Origin of the sequence: Marinobacter caseinilyticus (assembly GCF_011074955.1) — a bacterium.
GTDB lineage: Bacteria > Pseudomonadota > Gammaproteobacteria > Pseudomonadales > Oleiphilaceae > Marinobacter > Marinobacter caseinilyticus.
Genome location: NZ_WUQJ01000029.1, coordinates 15,731 through 35,134 on the forward strand (window position 1 = coordinate 15,731; position 19,404 = coordinate 35,134).

14 protein-coding genes are annotated in these 19,404 nt (G+C 52.8%); 2 read left to right on the forward strand and 12 right to left on the reverse strand.

From position 1 onward, the window contains the following. Positions 1–53: 53 nt before the first annotated feature. The 9 genes from GRX64_RS14495 to GRX64_RS14535 are packed head-to-tail and all read right to left on the reverse strand — an operon-like array spanning position 54 to position 11,141. Positions 54–1,190 (reverse strand): GNAT family N-acetyltransferase, encoded by a 1,137-nt coding sequence (locus GRX64_RS14495; protein WP_235937699.1) that lies wholly within the window; start codon positions 1,188–1,190, stop codon positions 54–56. Continuing rightward, entirely contained in the window at positions 1,180–2,307 is a 1,128-nt protein-coding gene (locus tag GRX64_RS14500; RefSeq protein WP_166268466.1) for a GNAT family N-acetyltransferase, read from the reverse strand. The genes GRX64_RS14495 and GRX64_RS14500 overlap by 11 nt, the downstream gene beginning before the upstream one ends. Positions 2,308–2,335: 28 nt before the next feature. Continuing rightward, positions 2,336–4,162 (reverse strand): carbamoyltransferase family protein, encoded by a 1,827-nt coding sequence (locus GRX64_RS14505; RefSeq protein ID WP_166268467.1) that lies wholly within the window; start codon positions 4,160–4,162, stop codon positions 2,336–2,338. Next, positions 4,159–5,157: a polysaccharide deacetylase family protein gene (locus GRX64_RS14510; RefSeq protein ID WP_166268468.1), complete on the reverse strand. Its 999-nt coding sequence runs from the start codon at positions 5,155–5,157 to the stop codon at positions 4,159–4,161. Before GRX64_RS14510 ends, GRX64_RS14505 begins: the two co-directional genes overlap by 4 nt. 41 nt (positions 5,158–5,198) lie before the next feature. Further along, a complete protein-coding gene (locus GRX64_RS14515; protein WP_166268469.1) occupies positions 5,199–6,539 on the reverse strand; it encodes a putative porin in 1,341 nt (446 codons plus the stop codon). Positions 6,540–6,544: 5 nt separating this feature from the next. Next, entirely contained in the window at positions 6,545–7,420 is an 876-nt protein-coding gene (locus GRX64_RS14520; protein ID WP_166268470.1) for a P-loop NTPase family protein, read from the reverse strand. A 3-nt stretch (positions 7,421–7,423) separates the two neighbouring features. Then, entirely contained in the window at positions 7,424–8,992 is a 1,569-nt protein-coding gene (locus GRX64_RS14525) for an XrtA system polysaccharide chain length determinant (protein WP_166268471.1), read from the reverse strand. Beyond that, the gene (locus GRX64_RS14530) at positions 8,992–9,630 is read right to left on the reverse strand and encodes an XrtA/PEP-CTERM system exopolysaccharide export protein (RefSeq protein ID WP_166268472.1); all 639 of its coding nucleotides are present in this window, start codon (positions 9,628–9,630) and stop codon (positions 8,992–8,994) included. Before GRX64_RS14530 ends, GRX64_RS14525 begins: the two co-directional genes overlap by 1 nt. A 41-nt stretch (positions 9,631–9,671) precedes the next feature. After that, positions 9,672–11,141 (reverse strand): TIGR03013 family XrtA/PEP-CTERM system glycosyltransferase, encoded by a 1,470-nt coding sequence (locus GRX64_RS14535; protein WP_235937700.1) that lies wholly within the window; start codon positions 11,139–11,141, stop codon positions 9,672–9,674. Between the two features lie 217 nt (positions 11,142–11,358). Between GRX64_RS14535 and GRX64_RS14540 the strand changes: the two genes are divergently transcribed. Together GRX64_RS14540 and GRX64_RS14545 are read left to right on the forward strand one after the other, a co-directional pair. After that, on the forward strand, positions 11,359–12,303 hold the full coding sequence (locus GRX64_RS14540; RefSeq protein WP_427901666.1) for an XrtA system polysaccharide deacetylase: 945 nt from the start codon (positions 11,359–11,361) through the stop codon (positions 12,301–12,303). Between the two features lie 21 nt (positions 12,304–12,324). After that, on the forward strand, positions 12,325–13,374 hold the full coding sequence (locus tag GRX64_RS14545; RefSeq protein ID WP_166268473.1) for an ExeA family protein: 1,050 nt from the start codon (positions 12,325–12,327) through the stop codon (positions 13,372–13,374). Between the two features lie 18 nt (positions 13,375–13,392). On the opposite strand, the gene carB is transcribed toward GRX64_RS14545, so the two are convergent. The 3 genes from carB to prpF form a co-directional block, all read right to left on the reverse strand. Beyond that, positions 13,393–16,614: a carbamoyl-phosphate synthase large subunit gene (carB, locus tag GRX64_RS14550; protein WP_166268474.1), complete on the reverse strand. Its 3,222-nt coding sequence runs from the start codon at positions 16,612–16,614 to the stop codon at positions 13,393–13,395. A 75-nt stretch (positions 16,615–16,689) separates the two neighbouring features. Further along, on the reverse strand, positions 16,690–18,174 hold the full coding sequence (gene prpD / locus GRX64_RS14555) for a 2-methylcitrate dehydratase (RefSeq protein ID WP_166268475.1): 1,485 nt from the start codon (positions 18,172–18,174) through the stop codon (positions 16,690–16,692). Positions 18,175–18,224: 50 nt separating this feature from the next. Continuing rightward, positions 18,225–19,403, reverse strand: a complete 1,179-nt coding sequence (gene prpF, locus GRX64_RS14560; protein WP_166268476.1) for a 2-methylaconitate cis-trans isomerase PrpF — start codon at positions 19,401–19,403, stop codon at positions 18,225–18,227. Position 19,404 lies beyond the last annotated feature (1 nt).

Below are 19,404 nucleotides of genomic sequence, written 5' to 3' on the forward strand. Positions count from 1 at the left end.
CACATAAACAGGTACCAGCAAACAGAGCAGGGTCACTATCAAAACGGCAGCCATCATAATGTTATGTACTTCCGAATCCGTGGCCCAAGCCAGTTGGCAATAAACAGCGGCAGACATTGCCAGCCAGTTTCGATCCAGTGACGCAGCTTGCGCGATACAACCGACGGCTCGGCTACACTGCTTATTGCCCCAACCTTGCCATCTCGCTGAAGCTGAACCCAGTTTAATCGGTAAGGTCGTGCACCCCACTGCTTTTTAAACCGATAGGTACCCTCACCAAACGTGGAGCGACCAAAATCGAACCATCTGCACTCGTTGTCCGTCACATGCGCAAGCAACGACCAGTAGAGCAGCATGTTGGGTGCCAGGTGGTTGTATTCCAACAACGTGGATGCCCACGGAATCGCCGCCCTGCGGCCATTCAACAGCACAACTCCGGCCCCAACTATCTGCTGCTTATTCCAGACCAGACCAATAAGCATGCAATCGCCATAGCGGGCTTTTAACGCACGGAACCAGGCCAAACTGTGCACCGGTGATCCGAGACGCTTCATATTCTTGGCAAACACTTCGTAAAAGGCATCAACCAATGATGATGAAACCGACACTTCCGCTGTCAGACCATTCTTCTGAGCCTTACGTATCTGGCTACGAAGTTTGGGTTTGTAACTCTTTATCAGCAATTCGCTGCTGCCTGGCAACTCACAAAGCATACTGACTTTCGGTGCAAAGCAGTGGTCCTCGTTCGTGTAAGAGTCGTCCAGTGGTTCCCCCATCATCCTCATCTCGCAGTTGCTGACACCCCATTCCTCCATTCGCTCACAGGCCGCTTTGAGCAAAGCCTCCTGGGTTGGCGGATCAAGTGCCAGCGGTCCGCCGAGATCGCAAAATGGTAACGATGTGATCTCCACTTTTCTCCAGGGCGTCTTAACCAGACACAGCGGAAATACCCCCGCCAGCACAAGGCCCTTGGTAAAAACCATCAGCAACTTGCAGGTATGTCCATAGGCTTGCTCCACCGATTCAAGCCATGCCAACCGATGATAAGGGGTGCCCTGGGGGTGCTGGCTGACAAATTCATCCCAACCCTTGGCTACCGCTTGGTCTGGCGCTACCATTTGCACTGTGAGTGAAGCGGTATACTCTCCCTCCGCCTCTGTTACCCTGCCTTGTAACCGATTAGCGACCATTCTCTGTCCCTGCATCTTTCAGCCATTGCTGCCTGGTTTCCCGGATCATCTGTTCCAGTTTCAGTTTGAGTCTAGGTCTTTGCAGCGAGACCTGGACCAATTGCCTATGAAACGTGCCCAGGCTCACCTTGTACTGTTCTTCCCCACCCATGAAATCGTAGTATTTGAATCCGTGGTGACGATAATCCTCAATACACAAACTGTGCCCCACCAGGCCGGGCTTTAACTTGTTATCCGACTCCGTCAACATGCCACCCAAATAGAAGTACACAACCTGTTTGTGCAGCAGGTTGTAAAAGCAGGCAATTGTCTCATTCCCCGCTTTCACTGAAACCAGATCGATGCCACCTTTTACCCACTCAGACCGAATCAATGACCGATGAAAGCGAACAAATTCCGGGTTGGCATAACCGCTTTGGTCAGTTCCCCCGCCCCAGCGTTCAAGGTGTCGGGGCCCAATGCTCTCAAACATTTCAAGTGCTTCTTCCACCGTATCTGGGCGATACAGTTCAACCGCGTTTCGTTGCGCATACATCCGGTGTGAACGATTGATCTGGTAACGGGTGTTACGCGACAGCGTATCCAGGTAGTGTTTTCCGGAGCGACGCAATTGCTCAAGGTCGACACCGTAACAAGGCGCCTCCCACCGGATGTGTTTGTACAACCCCATTGAACGTGCATAAAAATCGCCTTCCTTCGAGTCAATGGCCCCAACGATGAACTCATCCCAATCCTGGCGTTCATCCCCCAGATACGCCAGACAGACACTGGCAACTTCCTGTTCGCGGCCAGCTTCCGCAAGAAAGCCATTGTATTCGATCCATATCTGATCTAACGCCTTGGTGCCCGTTTGATGAAGCCTCAGACAACGGGAACGAAGCACCCCATGCCTGCATTCATCCGTGGCGACAACAAGCCCAAGCCCTACCAAACGATGGCCCTCAGTCACCCTGATGACATGGGCCTCTGGTTTATAAACTGCAAGCCACTGGCCAAGCCATTGCCAGGACAGAAAAACGGAGGTGGATGACCGGCTTTCAAGGTCTTCCCACTCGTCTCTCAGCGTCACGATGTTGGAGATCGCCTGCTGCGTTGCGACCAGCTTTGCGGCAGTCATCCGCACCCTACTCCGTCCGTTGCCATATTCAGGTAACGGTGCTCGTCTGTTTTACCAGGAAAGGCCCGATGGCCAGGTAATCCAACGCGCCTTGCACGAAGGCTCTGATCGCATCCTCCGGTGTGGCGACGATCGGTTCTTCGTGCATGTTAAAACTGGTATTGATCAGGCTTGGAATGCCGCTGAGCTTTTCGTATTCCTTAAGAATATCGTAATACCCGGAATTCACCTCCCGCCTCACCAACTGGGGCCGGGCAGTGCCATCGACATGAACTGCCGCAGGACAGCTGTCACGCATAAACTCTGTGCAGTCAAATGTGATGGTCATGAATTCCGCCGTGTGCTCAGCACCCTTAATGTTGTGGTAGCATTTTTCTCTGGCTTCGTAGAGTGTCACCGGCGCGAAAGGCATAAATTCCGTTCGCCCCAGTCGTTTATTCAGCCACTGATTCACTTCAGGCTCACGGGCATGGTAAAGAATCGAGCGATTACCCAGTGCTCTGGGGCCATACTCCATTCGGCCATCAAATCGAGCAACCACTTGCCCACTGTGAATAAGCCCCGCCACTTCAGCCGCCAGATTGCTCGGCTTCGAAAATTCCAGACCCTCTGTGGTTAGGGCCCTTTCAATCTCCGCTTCGCTGTATTCCGGCCCCAGGTAAGCATTCGTGATTGACGGCTTAACCCCGCCTGGCCAGCTCTGGTAGAGAGCAGCACCTGTGCCACAGCCGCCATCACCCATGTTTGGGTAGACAAAGATGTGATTAACACCTTCAATCTCAAAAATACGTTGGTTAAGTTTTACATTTGCCGTGACCCCACCAGAGAGCACCAGGGTGTCTATGCCGGTTTTCTCTACCCAATAACGAACGCAATTACACGCGACCACTTCCAAAACGTATTGGTAGGCTGCGGCGACATCAATTTTCGGAAATTTGGAGGCGAGGTAACGTGAGAAAAAGACATTGTTTGCTTCGTAGACTTTAAAGTCGCCTGGTGTCTGCTGTATGCGACTCAGCAGGATCTCACCCAGGACAGAAGGGTCACCATAAGACGCCAGACCAACGATCTTGCCCTCATGACGACTCGGTTTGAAACCCAGACTCGATGTGACATGTTCATACAGGGTGCCCAGCGAACTCGGAAACGAAATGCCATGGAGGCGCTGGATTTTGCCGTCTCGAGCTTCACTGATTGAGCCGGCGAGACCCGACCCATAGCCGTCAAGAGTGATACACAGCGCCCGGTCATAGCCACTGCACAAATAGCTGTTGGCGGCGTGAGTCAAGTGGTGCTCCATGCGTTTGACAGGTTTCTGCCAACCCAAATTATCCAGACCATCTTTCAACTCTTTTTCCCATTTCTGGAAAGACAGCGTCGCGTCTTCTGCCCAATGTCTGGAGCCTTTTAAAGCCGCGTTATTGGACGCCAGTCTTTGGGCACCCGCCATGGAGTAGTAAGAGCTGTGTAAAAAGCCTTTTTCCATGATGGCATTGGGGTGTTCCAGACCATGAATCGGGGTATTCCTGTCAGGTACTCGTGCCAAAGCATCCTTGACTTGTCGGCTCAAATCGGACGATTCGAATTCGCGAATAAATTGTTTTTCATCGACTAGATTTTTATTAAAGAGCTTGGCTTCGTTTTCCCAGGTCAGGAAGGGATAGCAGATCTGATCAAAGTCGTTCAAAGCAAAGCCGGTGTAGCCAAGCGCCGTCTCCAACGCCAATTTTGGAAATCCATCTTGCTGCTTGGCCCGGGAAAATCGTTCCTCTCCGGCAGCAAACAACACATTGCCATCCTCCACCACAGACACCGTGGAATCCTTATCCATCGGGGATATACCAAGCACTTTCATGAGCACTTCTCCATAAGCGTTTTTAGCTGGGTCGGGGTCGATGCCTGTCCACCCAAGGTATTGAAAAAGAAATCAAAGTAGTGCCTGAAAGAGTCAAGGAACTCTTGCAATTCTTTTTCACTTTGAACGTAACTTGTATGCCCTGGCACCACACTTGGGCTGTGAAAACTCCAGGTAAAGGTGCGAACGCCTTGCTGATACAAAAATTTCGTCAGTTTAATATGTTCAAACGGAGTAAAGCCTTCGGGTGACAGCATTAGCCGATCAACAGCACGTAATCGTGACAGCACACCTGGTGCCTTGAACCGACGAAACAACATCGCCAGCTCAAACAGGGGCAACGCCAGCGTACGAGGCGCCCAGCCCACAAACCCACCCGTCACAGGCAGTTCCAGCAAAGGCTTATGGCTTTCGTTGAACCAGAATGGATGGGCGTCGAAGCGACGGTAATCTGGCCCCCCGTCAGCCCTCGCATCCAGTGGAGGGCATACGGACAAGTCAATGTCGAACCCCAATTCGCTCAGTATTCCTGCGGTGTTCTGGCCAAAACCGTAACGTCCAGCCTTGTATGTGTTTGGAGCCTGGCCAAAGGCTTCTGTTATGGTATCTCGCAGTGTTTTGAGTTTTTCAAATTCGAGTGCTCTATCAAGGTTGCCCGGATACATATTCGAGCGTGACATGGGCTCGTCAACCGGCGGGTTCACCCATGGGTGAAGGTGAGCTCCGATCTCACATTGCCCCGCGTCCAGAAATTGCTTCAGTGGTGTAACGCAAGAAGCCTGGGCCGCTATTGAATAATCGACGACATAGCACGGGCGGATGCCATAGTCGTTGAAAATCGACTGAACCCTGCCAATGTAGTCCATGGCGGTGACTGCATTGGCGTCCGGGTCCGGCTCCGCATTCCAGTCGAATTCTTCTTCCGTATCGATGACCACCATCAACTGCGGAGCAGTGTCAGCGGGCAACCGGATTTCCCTGGGACTTTCAAACATACTTCATCCCTGCAGTGGACACGGGGTAACAGACGACTCGCTCATCGATTCGTGATGCCAAAGCCACGGGTCAGCGACAAGCGAACGGCGAACTGATCTTCATCGGGTATATCTCGTCGACTCTCGGTCAGCGAGTATCGGCCCTGAACCGTTACAAAGGTTCGCTCGTCCAGTAAGCGCCTTACGCTGATGTCAAAACGATGCACCTGATCCAATAGCACATCCGCCTCTTCGCTAGCCTCTGCGGTCCAGCTGTAACCAAACCCCAGCCTCAGCAGCGACGTTAACCGAATCCCAAAATCGAGAATGCCTCGGTATTCATGAGTGGTCTGAAGGGTTCGTTGGGATTCACGGATGGTGCCGGAGATCAGTGCCCCCGCATCGCAAACGTCGCAGATCTGGGTGGTTATGTGCCGCAACTCAAGGGTATCTTCGATACTCAGCTCATTAATCCGAACAGACTCTTGTGCGAAGTCATCTACCTCAGGAAAATCAACGGCCAGATCCAGTGCGGTGCTGGTCAACTCACGGTCGTAACGGAATTCCGTGAATGTTTCTACTGATGCCCAGGTCCGCGCCAGGTAGCCCGTCGCGGCATCACTTTCATTTGAACTACCGTCTGCATAATCGGCTTCTGCACGGCTTCCACCGGCCGCCACCGCGAACAAACCTGATTCAAGCTCCCGTAGGTAACCCAACTGCACGGTATCCAATGTGATTTCGTCGTTTTGCTCATCTGACCAGGTTCTCCGACCTATCAAACTGCCTGACGACTGGTTGCTGAGGCGGCGAGTCAGTTCAGCCGCGGTGGTCAATGACTCGCTGTCCTCCCGGTCCCCTCCTTCAAAGGTTCGTGCCGCCTGTGACGACAAGCGTAGCGTTGAAACGTCACCCGGATAAAACTGCAAACCGGCGCCGGCACTCACCGCATTCTGGGTGTCATATTTGGTTGGATCTATCACAAATCCGGTGTTGTTCCTTACCGAACGAACCGTGTGGCCGGCATTGAAGTCGAGCCTGCTGGCCGGGTTACGATAAAAATAATTGGATACCCCGTTGAAGGAACTGGAATCATCACTTTCATTATTTTCGTCCTGACTCGTTTCAACTGTTCCACTGTAGAACGCCGACAAAAAATTGGAGCCACTTTGAAGTTCCGCTCCCAACGCGCCTGCCACCCCAATGCTGACTTCGTCTTCTGACTCTTTGCCGTTAGCGGTATCCGTTCGAGTGTGTGTTGCCTCAGAAAAAACAGATGTCTCCGCGTAATAACCCGTGACCCTGTCGCTCAATGACTGCGCCTGAAGTGGGCAGACCGTGCATACGAGCGCTGTGCACAGAAATTTCCGGTTAAACAACGTGACCAACCTGTCCATAGTCATTGGTTTTATTCCTGAAAGATCAAACCAGAAAATTTATCCAAGCCCAGAGCGTCCACACAATCCATGATTTCTTCACCATTCACCTGTCCGAAAGGAACCCCAAACACAACCTGATCAGCGTAGCGAACCAGAATCCGTGCCTCGGTGCTGTCTCTGAACGGCGGCGCATTGATAACAATGCAACGATCAGGGTAGCGCCCACGCAACTCGGTCATAAGGTCTTTCATTCGAGTAGCAGAGAACAACTCAACTGCGGACGATGCTTGGGTACCTGCTGGTATAATGCTCAGGCGATCAACACCGCTGGGATAAAGAATTTGTTTAACGCTCAGGCTCGGGTCTGACACAAAGTCGGTTACACCATAATCCATTGGCGTGGAAACCAGATTTGGCAGTTCTTTGTCGTAGGGATCGCAGTCGATAAGCAATGCAGACGTTTGTGCATCCAAAGCAAACGAGGCAGCAAGGTTGTAGGCGGTTAACGTCGACGCCATGTTACCGCCAAGACTGGATAGCATGACCGTGAAACGTTTATCACTGGCCTGGTCGCGGAGTTTGATCCGGATTTCACGATAAGCATCCATGATTGCCTTGTTGGGCATTCCCGGGTAGAGAATCTTGCGCTCGCGCAACTGTTCACGAGACCACGGACGTGGATTCTCTATTTGTGCCAGTGAAACCGATGCGTCATAAAGTGTCGGAGGCAATTCAGCGTGACCGCTGATAATTCCCGCCCACTCTGACCGGGCGCTCGTGGAGCCTGCGTAAGGCCGCTCCGTGCGAAAATTATTGTCCGGACTGGCCTCGCCTTCCTTCAACGCCTGTTGGCGTCGTTCTTCCTGGCTCTTGAGCAGCGCATTGTAGAGTTTACTTTCGTCCATCCGCTAATCCCGACTTCCAAAGAGTTCCGTGAGCTTCGCCACGATTTGCTCCAGCTCAATACCCATGATACTGAAGACTAAAATACCCAAATACCCAACCATGAAAAATGCCAGGAGCAGCAACAGGGAGATAACGTCGCGACGCAACAATCGGTCTTTCCAGGTGCTGCTATAACGGGGAATCGATGTTAGAACCAAAATTGTCTCGGGCAACATCTGCTGTAGCGCCCGGGCGGATCGTATTCGCTGGTCAAACAACACCAGCATGGTCAGCAAACCGAGCACCGTTGCGCTGCCTAGAAACGGTCCGGCCAAACCGACTTGATAGAGCTGAAGCCCATCCCAACGTGTCGGATAAGAGGCAGGCTCCTGAATGCGATAGCTGACACCCTCTCCCTGAACGTCCAGCGTCATGGATAGCCTGGCTTTTTCCCGACGCTGCAACATGTCTTCATAGACACCGCGCGTCACCGTGTAGTCTCGGGTTAACTCAGACAATTCGGCTTGATTCGCTGCAACCCGTTCAGCACGTTCAAATGCTTCTTCCAGCAAACGCTCAAGTGAGACAAGACGATTTCGTTTCACTTCCAGTTGAGTACGGCTGTCACCCAATTGAAGTTTTAAGCTCTCATAAATCGGATTTTCCATGACTTCGGTGACTTCGCCTTCTCTGGCCACCTGCCCCTCACCACTCACCTGATCCTCAAGGTCTGCGATCTGCCCTTTAATGCCTATAACATCCGGGTGCCTGTCGTGATATCGCAAACGCAGTGAATCAAGCTCCTGGCGCAGTGCGGCGAGCCGGCGTTCAGCCGATGACTGCCCTGGATTCAATGTCACTCGTCTGACCGGTTCCTCTACTGCCAGCTGACGCTGGGTAAGCCGGACTTCTGACTCTGTTTGTTGAATTTCCAGTTTAAGATTTTCGATGGCCGACCTCAGGCCCTCAATACGTGCCTGCACACTGCCCTCTGTACCGTCCTGATTGCCCGACTTAAACTGCTTTAAGCGTTGTTCAGCTTCTTCCAGCTGTCGTTGATAAGCCTTTACCTGAGAGTCGATGAACTCATACGCACCCTGGCTTTCTGATCGTTTTTTCCGGACCGTTCGCTCAATGAAGCGGCTCAATGCCGCGCTCAGCACCTTAAACGACTGATCCGGGTCGCCACTGCTGTAACTCAGCTGCAGAAAGTTCCGGTTTGACACCTTGAGGTTTAAATTCTGCCTTAAGCCAGCGACGATGACGTTCCGTGTCGACTCGGCCTCGCCACCATTCACAAGACCACTCTCAAGCCCGACCTGTTCGAGAAACGAACGGCTTTGCAACAACTCCCTCGCTTCATTGATACGCTCAGGCTGGGTTACTTCTGCTTGCCCGCGAAGCAATGGCTCCAGGATGTTGGACTGATCCGCGTATAAAAGCGCCTCGGAGGTATAGGTTTTGGGCGTGACGTACCCAAATACCAATACCCCCGCCGTGACCAGCATGAAGGTTATTGAAGCGGATACCCTATAGCGATACAGCTCTAATCTGACCGCTCGCAGGGTCTCAAGAATGAACTGTAGATCCATTAGAGCTCGCCTCTAAAGAGCTGTTTACGAGGGATGCTGATGATATCGCCGGGTTGCAACATGTAATTCGACTGCATGTTCCCTTCATCAAGAATAGCATCAAGATCGATTCTGAAAGATTGATAACCGGTGGTGGTTTCACGGTGAAGAACCGCACGACTGTCGGCCGCAAAATCCGTAAGCCCCCCGGCTTGCAACACCAGATCCAGCACCGTCATGCCGGGGCGAAATGCAATCGACTGCGGCGCCATCACCTGCCCGGTGACGCGCACTCGGTTGCGAAATTCTTTGCTGACGGGGTCTGTCACCATGACCGTCACATCGGGATTTCGAATCAGTTGCGCCAATCCGACTTTAATTTCATCTGCAAGTACTTCCGGCTCTTTACCTTCTGCTTTGATGTCGCCAATCAACGGGATGGATATATAACCATCAGGGCGAACGACAATGGCCTGACTGAGATCCGGATTTCGCCAAACGTGCACGGAAACCATATCCCCTACGCCAATTTCATAAGGCTCTGACTTATCTATACCCACCATTGGTGCCTGGCCCGAGCCGCCCAAGCTCGAACACGCCACCAATACAAAAGAAAGCGCCAGTGCCAAACTCACCCGAATGGTATTAAACATAGACATAGAACCTCTCCAACCCCATGAATTATCGTCGATAGTGGTGGCTACCGGACCCCTTTGCCCAAAAGAATCACCTCTACCGTCTGGATCATGATGAGCAGATCCATCAGCAAGCTATGATTTTTTGAATAGTAAAGATCGAATTCGAGCTTCCCTCTGGCGTCATCAACAGACGCGCCATAAGGATATTTAAGCTGTGCCCAACCCATTAAGCCAGGCTTTACATAATGGCGAGTGTCGTAGAATGGCACCTTTTCCTTAAGCTCCGACACAAACTCGGGGCGTTCAGGCCTGGGGCCTACGATACTCATCTCGCCCTTGATCACGTTGTAAAGCTGAGGCAGTTCATCGAGACGCGTATTTCTGATGAATGCCCCAACACGTGTTACCCGCGAATCATTTGCCGATGCCCAGCGAGCCTTACCGTCCTTTTCAGCGTCTTGTCGCATACTGCGAAACTTATAGATTCTAAATTCGCGGCCCATCATTCCGACCCGGTTCTGGCTATAAAGAATAGGGCGGCCTGTTTCCAGGAAGATGGCCAGAGCGGTAAGAACGATAAAGGGAAACATGATCACCATCAGGCTCAGGCTGATGACCAGATCGAGCAGCCGCTTGGTAAACGATCTCGTCTTAGACGGCTTAAACCCGTCCGAAAAAACAATCCATGAGGGATGCACCAGATCGAGCTTGGCTTTTTTCAGCTCACGCTCATAAAAATCGATGCCATTGGTTACCGCTATGCCACGCAGTTTGCATTCCATTAACTCGGGCGTCGCAAGATAGCTGTTTTCCACGCGCCGCCTGTCCTGCTGCACGACGACAATCTCGGAAATGCGATTGCTCTTGCAGAAACTGTATAGGTCATAAGGAATTGGAAATAACTGGTTCTCAGGCACTACGGCGTGTTCCGTATCTGGAATACAGCCCACTATCCGGATGCCCAGGGCACGGAGGTTTTTCTGATATTCATCCAGAAGCGCGGCCGCATGTTCCCCTGCCCCCAAGATGGCAACGCGACGCACCAATTGATCAGAGTCAACAATCCGCAAAAATGCCAGGCGAATCGCTACCACGCTTACCGACGCTATAAGCACAGCCCAAAGCAGGTTGGTGCTACCTGGGTCCACTGCCGGCAGGACGCTGTAAAGTAAAGTCAGCCCAATACCGCCAACCAGGCAATACGCGACCAGTGTGCGAAAAAAAAGCGATGGAAGGCTTTCATGGACCATGGAAAGATAGCCGCCCATGGCGAGGGTGCCGCAGCTCAGGATAAATGCAAACAGGAGCCCACCCGGAATACCCTGCTCGACGGGATTATGGGCAACACCGATTGTGGACAGGACGGCCGTTAGAAGCGAAAAAACAACAAACAACACTCCGAACTCCAGTAGCCCGAGCACCAGATAGGAGATGTGGAGATAATGCTGTCTGAATCGAATGTAAGACACACTGAACTTCCTTGTCGTCTGCTTTAAGATCAGCGACAGATCTACTTTTGACCAAACTTCCACCACATAGCCTGAATGCGACGGACGCCCTTTCCTAGCAAAATAGTTTGCGCTTTCATAACCCCAATCTCAACAATAATGTATCGTTGTGTAACTGAGTTTTACATTGATTTATGTTTTGTGCCAATAAAACAGACTTATTGATTTGTATTTGTAACAGCTCTGGGTGAAAATTCCATGATAGGCCGTTCGAAGAGACGGATTGCCCAATGTGGAGGGAATGGAATTGAATCCAGGTGAAAAATCGGCAAAGGAAGCCACTAAAACGAATCGGTCAGAACCTCTTCATGCGATGAGCATAGATGTTGAGGATTACTTCCACGTCGCAGCACTGTCAGGGGTTATTCGTCCGGACCAGTGGCCATTGCTTCCATCTCGGGTAGAACAAAACACAGAGCGTCTGCTTGAGCTGTTCGCCGCGCACGATGTCAAAGCCACTTTCTTTGTACTCGGGTGGGTGGCTGAGCGGCACCCTCGGTTAATTCAGAAGCTGGCCGATCATGGCCATGAAATCGCATCCCACGGCTACAGCCACCAGCTGATTTACAACCAAAGTCCCGAAGTGTTTCGTGAAGAAACGGCCCGTTCCAAATCGATTCTCGAAGAACTTATTCAAAGGCCCGTACTGGGTTACCGCGCCGCAAGCTACTCCATCACAAAAGACTCTATCTGGGCGTTAGACATACTCTCGGAGCTCGGTTTTACCTGGGATTCGAGCATTTTTCCGATACGTCACGACCGTTATGGCATTCCAGACTCGCCGTCAGCCCCCTATACGATAAAAACCGGTAACGGCCGCCCAATCAGAGAATTTCCGCTGACCACTGCCAAGATTCTGGGCCTTTCCGTTCCGGCAGCAGGTGGTGGCTATTTCCGGCAGTTCCCCTATCCGCTATTCAAATATCTTTTCTATCGTGCTTCCGAGGGTGGCCTTAAACCACAGATGTTTTATCTGCACCCGTGGGAAATTGACCCAGAGCAGCCTCGTTACAACAACGCCAGCTGGTTTTCACGATTCCGACATTACACCAACCTTGACCGGTGCTATGGCCGGCTCGAACGCTTACTGACCGATTTCAGATTCGGGACAGTGACGGAAAGCTATAATGCCTATGAGTCGGACAAAACCATTCTTCAAGCCAATGAAATGATCCGTTTGGCTTAGAGAAACAGATAGGAACTATCCATGTATCTGGACTTCTTCGGGCTCCACAGACACCCTTTCCGGATCACTCCGGAAGACGATTTCATCTATATGAGCCAGCAACACTCCAGGGCTTATGTCTATATGTCTTCCGCCATTTGGAGCTCCGAGGGATTTGTTGTCATCAGCGGGGAAATCGGCTCCGGCAAAACCACCCTGCTAAAGAAAACCATTCGCAACATGGAGGGTGACCTCAAATTATTGAACATTTCCTACACCAACCTTGAATCCAAAGACCTGTTTGCACTTATCCTTCGCAAAGCGGGGCTTGAGATACAGGATCAAAGCAAGGTCGCGATGCTGTTCCAGATTACGGACTACCTGGAAAAAATGGCGGAAGCCGGCACACCGGTAGTATTGACCATTGATGAAGCACAGAACCTGACGAAGGAAAATCTTGAAGACATTCGCATGCTCACTGGCATGGACAGCATGGGTGGGCCAGCGATGCGGGTCATCCTCCTTGGTCAGCCAGAACTCAAGGGCAGTGTAACGGCCATCCCCCAGCTGTCCCAGCGTGTGAAGCTTTTCTTCCACCTCGAAGGGCTCACAATGGCCGAGACGTCAGAATACATTGACTACCGCTTGCTCGTATCAGGCCACGGCGGGAATCGTTTATTTGACAATGAAACCGTTAAAGAGATTCATAAGGTCAGCAAAGGGATCCCACGGCTTATAAACAAGCTTTGCGATGGCATGTTGATGTGTGCTTACTCTGAAGACCGGCCGTTTATTGATCCTTATGACCTTAAAAGTATTCGCAGGGATCTTTTGGGAGAAACCTTGCCGGCGAAAACAGCGTCGCCTCGAAAACCAAAGGTCCAGCAACCCCGAAAAACACCCTCAGCACGATCAACTGCTGCGATATCCAAGCCTGAAATGATGAACGCCCTGCTGCGCATCGCCGAAGCGCTTGAACGCATTGATGGCCGGCTTGACCAGATGCATTCCGACCGTTCAGACGACCGCAATCAGATTGGCAGTAGCGACAATGTGAAGCCACTGACGCATCCCCGAAGCAAAAACACCTGACTGACTGTTTACTTGGCGTTATTGGGTTTCCCCACCTTGGAGTTCCTGCAGGCACAGAATTTGATGGTCTGAGCCAAACCGAATGGCCCGTCCACAAGCCTCCCCGCCGGCGAGTGTTGTAACAATTGGCACTTTTGAACTCACCGCGGACTTGCGTAACTGCGATGATGCCGCGACAGTTGCCCGCCCATCACACGTATTGATGATCAGTTGAATTTCACCATTCTTTATCGCATCCACCACATTTGGGCGACCTTCTTCGAGTTTATTTACCCGCCCTACCAGAAGGTTCCGCTGGGTCAGGTACTCACACGTCCCCGCAGTGCACAGCACCTGAAATCCGGCTTCGATAAAGCCTCGTGCTACCGCCACAATGGCTGGCTTGTCTTCATCCCGTACCGAGATAAACACCGTTCCCGATTCCGGCAGGTACTCTCCCGCCGCCATTTCAGCCTTGGCAAAAGCTTCATCAAACGTACGGGCAATGCCCATCACCTCACCCGTGGACTTCATTTCCGGCCCGAGAATCGGATCAACGGCTGGAAACTTATTAAACGGGAACACCGATTCCTTGACTGAAAAATAAGAAGGCACACGTTCCCTGGTGAAGCATTGATCCGCAAGCGACAAGCCAACCATTGTCCGGGCTGCCACTTTGGCCAGCGAGCACCCAATGGCCTTGGATACAAACGGCACGGTCCGTGATGCTCGCGGATTGACCTCGATCACATAGACCGTATCGTCCTGCCAGGCCAACTGGACATTCATCAGTCCAACAACGTCCAGCTCAACAGCCATTTTTCGAACGGCATCACGCATCTGATCCTGAACTCGTTGTGGCAAGGAGTATGGCGGTAGCGAACAGGCAGAATCACCAGAATGCACTCCTGCCTGCTCAATATGTTGCATGATGCCGCCAATCACGACGTCCGTGCCGTCGCAAATGGCATCAATATCAACTTCGATCGCCGCATTCAGAAAGCGGTCCAGCAGGACCGGACTGTCGTTCGAAACCAGCACAGCGTGGTGCATGTAGCGAACCAGTTCCTCCTCATCGTAGACAATCTCCATCGCGCGGCCACCCAACACGTACGAGGGTCGTACCACCAGAGGGTAGCCTATTTGCCTGGCCGCCAAGACCCCTTCTTCGAAGCTGCGCACGGTGGCGTTTTCAGGCTGCACCAAACCCAGACGACGGATCATCTGTTGAAAGCGTTCCCGGTCTTCGGCCCTGTCAATCGCATCCGGACTGGTTCCGATGATTGGCACGCCTGCCAGCTCCAAGCCTCTGGCCAGCTTCAGGGGCGTCTGGCCACCGTATTGAACAATCACCCCTTTGGGTTGCTCCACATGGATGATTTCGAGCACATCTTCCAGCGTGATGGGCTCAAAATAGAGGCGGTCCGAGGTATCGTAGTCGGTGGATACTGTTTCGGGATTGCAGTTGATCATGATCGTTTCATAACCATCTTCACGCATAGCAAGTGCGGCATGAACGCAACAGTAGTCAAACTCTATACCTTGGCCAATGCGGTTAGGCCCCCCCCCAATCACCACAATTTTCTCCCGAGTCGACGGGTTGGCCTCACACGCCTGTTCGTAGGTGGAGTAGAGGTAGGCCGTGCTGGCGGCAAACTCCGCTGCGCAGGTGTCGACGCGCTTATACACGGGGCGGATTCCGAGTTCATGGCGCAGGCTGCGGACACTGGTTTCGGAAATGCCCATTAATTTGGACAGCCGGGCATCCGAGAATCCTTTGCGTTTGAGCCTGAACAGACAATCCTTGCCAATGTCAGCATTGCCTGTGGCTTTAAGCGCGAGTTCTTCGTCGATCAGGTCGGCTATCTGGACCAGATACCAAGGGTCTACCCTCGTGTACCGATGCACCTCCGCCACGCTCATGCCCGCTCGAAAGGCATCGCCAATGTACCAAATGCGCTCCGCACCGGGGACACTCAGCTCTCTGGTCAGGATTTCCCGGCTATCCTCGGCAGTGAGCGCCAGTTTCTCATCAAACCCGTCCGAACCCACTTCCAATCCGCGCAACGCCTTTTGAATGGATTCCTGGAAGGTTCGGCCAATGGCCATTACCTCACCGACGGACTTCATTTGAGTGGTCAGCCGGGCGTCGGCCTGGGGAAATTTTTCAAAAGTGAAACGCGGTATTTTGGTAACAACATAGTCCAAGGCGGGCTCGAATGAAGCCGGGGTAACGCCTCCGGTAATTTCATTGCGCAACTCATCAAGGGTGAAACCCACCGCCAACTTCGCGGCGATCTTGGCAATGGGGAAACCGGTGGCCTTGGAGGCCAGTGCGGAAGACCGTGAAACCCGTGGGTTCATTTCGATCACCACCATGCGCCCGGTCTCCGGATCTATCCCAAATTGAACATTGGAACCGCCGGTTTCAACGCCAATTTCGCGCAACACCGCCAATGCGGCATTGCGCATAATTTGATACTCCCTGTCCGTGAGCGTTTGCGCCGGGGCGACGGTAATTGAGTCACCCGTATGGACACCCATGGCATCGAAGTTTTCGATGGTACAGACAATAATGCAGTTGTCTGCACAATCACGAACCACTTCCATCTCATACTCTTTCCATCCGATCAGTGACTCGTCGATGAGCAATTCACTGGTGGGTGAAAGGTCCAGCCCGCGAGTACAGATCTCTTCAAACTCATCCCGATTGTAAGCAATACCACCACCCGATCCGCCCATGGTGAATGAGGGACGGATAATGCACGGATACCCAATATCCGTCGAGGCGACCCAGGCTTCGTCCATTGAATGCGCAATGGTCGCTCGTGGGCACTCCAGGCCAATCGCTTTCATGGCTTGTATAAAGCGCTCCCGATCCTCAGCTTTGTCAATGGTTTTGGCGTTGGCGCCGATCATTTCCACACCAAACCGGATCAGGACACCCTCTCGTTCCAGGTCCAGTGCACAATTCAATGCTGTTTGCCCACCCATGGTGGGCAACAAGGCATCCGGGCGTTCTTTTTCGATGATCTTGGCGACGGTTTTCCAGTTGATTGGTTCAATGTAGGTGGCATCGGCCATCACCGGGTCCGTCATGATGGTCGCTGGATTGGAATTAACCAAAATGACCCGGTAACCCTCTTGCCGTAACGCCTTGCAGGCCTGGGCCCCGGAGTAGTCGAATTCGCACGCCTGCCCAATGACAATGGGACCTGCGCCGATAATGAGTATGCTTTTTATATCCGTGCGCTTTGGCATGGGTTATCCAGCAACAATCCAGAAGTGAATGCCTATCCACCCAATCAAACTACCGTACCGAATTAATCCTTTGATTCAGATAACAAAAAGTGAAACAAAGTCTTGGACCGGCGTTTCTTCCAGGCGTTTTTGGTCTTTGCATACAGACCAGATTTCATCGCACCGCTGCCCGGCAAAACGCGTCATCAGGTTATTTCTGAATTTGTCTTCCAACAGTGGGATACCGTCCACCCGACGTCGACGATGGCCAATCGGATACTCAACCGCCACTTTGTCGGTACTGCTGCCATCAAGGAAAAAGACCTGAATGGCGTTGGCAATAGAGCGTTTGTCGGCCTCCAGATACTCTTTTGTGTACCCCTCGTCTTCGACAACCTCCATTTTATCGCGAAGTTCGTCGATGATCGGATTCGCAGCATGGAAACTGTCTTCGTACTGCTCAGCGATCAAGTTACCGAATATCAGCGGAACAGCCGTCATGTACTGCAAACAGTGGTCTCGATCCGCCGCATTCGCAAGCTTGCCCACTTTGGAGATGATCCGAATTGCCGACTCATGGGTGGTGATGACAATTCTATCAATCTCCTGAAGGCGGTCTTTCACGACCGGATGCAGGATCACGGCCGCTTCTGCCGCTGTTTGTGCATGAAACTCGGCGGGAAAGGAAATCTTGAACAGTACATTTTCCATTACGTAGCTGCCAAACGCCTGGGGTAGAGAAAACTGGCGTTTATCGACCGGCTTCAAGGCCTGATCTTTGTTGGTCTTGCTGAACAACACATCGTAGAAGCCCCACTGCGGCGCTGTCAGGACTCCGGGTATGCCCATTTCTCCCCGCATGGCGATATCCGCCAGGCGGACGGCCCTTGATGTTGCGTCGCCGGCCGCCCAGGACTTGCGTGATCCGGCATTCGGCGCGTGGCGATAGGTGCGCAGGGATTGGCCATCAACCCAGGCATGGGATAGCGCCGACAGCAGTTGTTCGCGATTGGCACCCATGAGTTTGGCGGTCACCGCCGTAGACGCCACCTTTACCAGTACGACATGGTCCAGGCCAACGCGGTTGAAGGAGTTCTCCAGCGCCAGCACGCCCTGAATTTCGTGGGCCATGATCATGCATTCCAGCACCTGGCGCATGGTCAAAGGCGACTTGCCGTCTGCCACACGCCGCTGGGAAAGATGATCGGCGATCGCCAGAATGCCGCCTAAATTATCAGAGGGGTGACCCCATTCAGCCGCCAGCCAAGTGTCGTTATAGTCCAGCCACCGGACAATACAGCCAATATCCCAGGCCGCTTTAACAGGATCGAGACGAAAGGACGTACCAGGTACTCGGGCGCCATGGGGCACCACCGTTCCCTCAACCAGGGGTCCAAGGTGCTTGGTGCACTCCGGAAACCGAAGAGCCAGCAAACCGCAACCAAGGGTATCGATCAGGCAATTGCGCGCGGTATCCCATGCTTCGGGACTGTCGATCCTATAGGTCAGGACGTAGTCAGCAATGTGCTGCAAAACATCGTCGTAGTCGGGACGTTCATTCAAATCAAACGTTGCGGACATGACTTGTCTCCTCCTTCACCAATAGTGACTGCCTCTTACACAAAGGTAGTCTAGAACGCGTCTCCCGGCACGCGCACCCAGCCCTCCATCAATATTCTTGCACTACGACTCATGATGGCTTTGGTCACCACCCATTCGTTGCTATGTTGCGTGGCTTCGGCGCCCACTCGCAAACTGCCCGAAGGGTGTCCGAAACAGACCGACTGGCGATCCCCGCCGCCGGCCGCGAGATTGACCAAAGTGCCAGGAATCGCGGCTGCGGTGCCAATGGCAACGGCCGCCGTCCCCATCATGGCATGGTGCAGCTTACCCATGGACAGCGCCCTTACCAGCAGGTCAATGTCGGTGCTGGTTATTGCTTTACCACTCGACGACACATAGCCCTCAGGCGGCGCCACAAACGCAACCTTGGGCGTATGCTGTCGGCCCTCCACCTCATCCACATGCTCGATCAGTCCCATCCGAACAGCGCCGTGAGCCCGAATTCGTTCAAACATCGCCAGCGCCTGAGGATCCTCGTTGATTGCCCCCTGCAGCTCCGTTCCGGTGTACCCAATGTCAGCGGCATTGACAAAGACGGTCGGAATGCCAGCGTTGATCATGGTGGCTTTCAGTTGGCCGATGCCGGGCACTTCAAGGTCGTCGACCAGGTTACCGGTGGGAAACATCGCACCGTCGCCATCGGCCGGATCAATGAATTCAACCGCCACCTCCGCTGCGGGGAAAGTGACACCGTCCAGTTCAAAGTCGCCGGTTTCCTGTACTTTGCCATCGGTCATTGGGACCCGGGCAATAATGGTCTTTTTGATGTTGGCCTGCCAGATGCGCACCGTGGCGATTCCGTTCCGGGGGATAAGGCTTGCATCCATCAGGCCACTGTTGATGGCAAAAGCGCCAACGGCAGCGGTCAGATTGCCGCAGTTACCGCTCCAGTCGACAAACGGCTTGTCGATTGACACCTGACCGAACAAATAATCGACGTCGTGGTCCGGTTGAGTGCTTGCGGACAGGATCACGGTCTTGCTGGTACTGGAAGTCGCGCCCCCCATACCGTCTGTCTGCTTACCGTAGGGATCAGGACTGCCAATCACCCGCAGGAGCAGCGCATCTCTTGCGGCACCCGCCTGTTGCGCCACCTCGGGTAGATCGCTGAGATTGAAAAAGACACCCTTGCTGGTACCGCCGCGCATATAGGTGGCGGGAACTCTTATTTGGGGTACGTGTGCCATA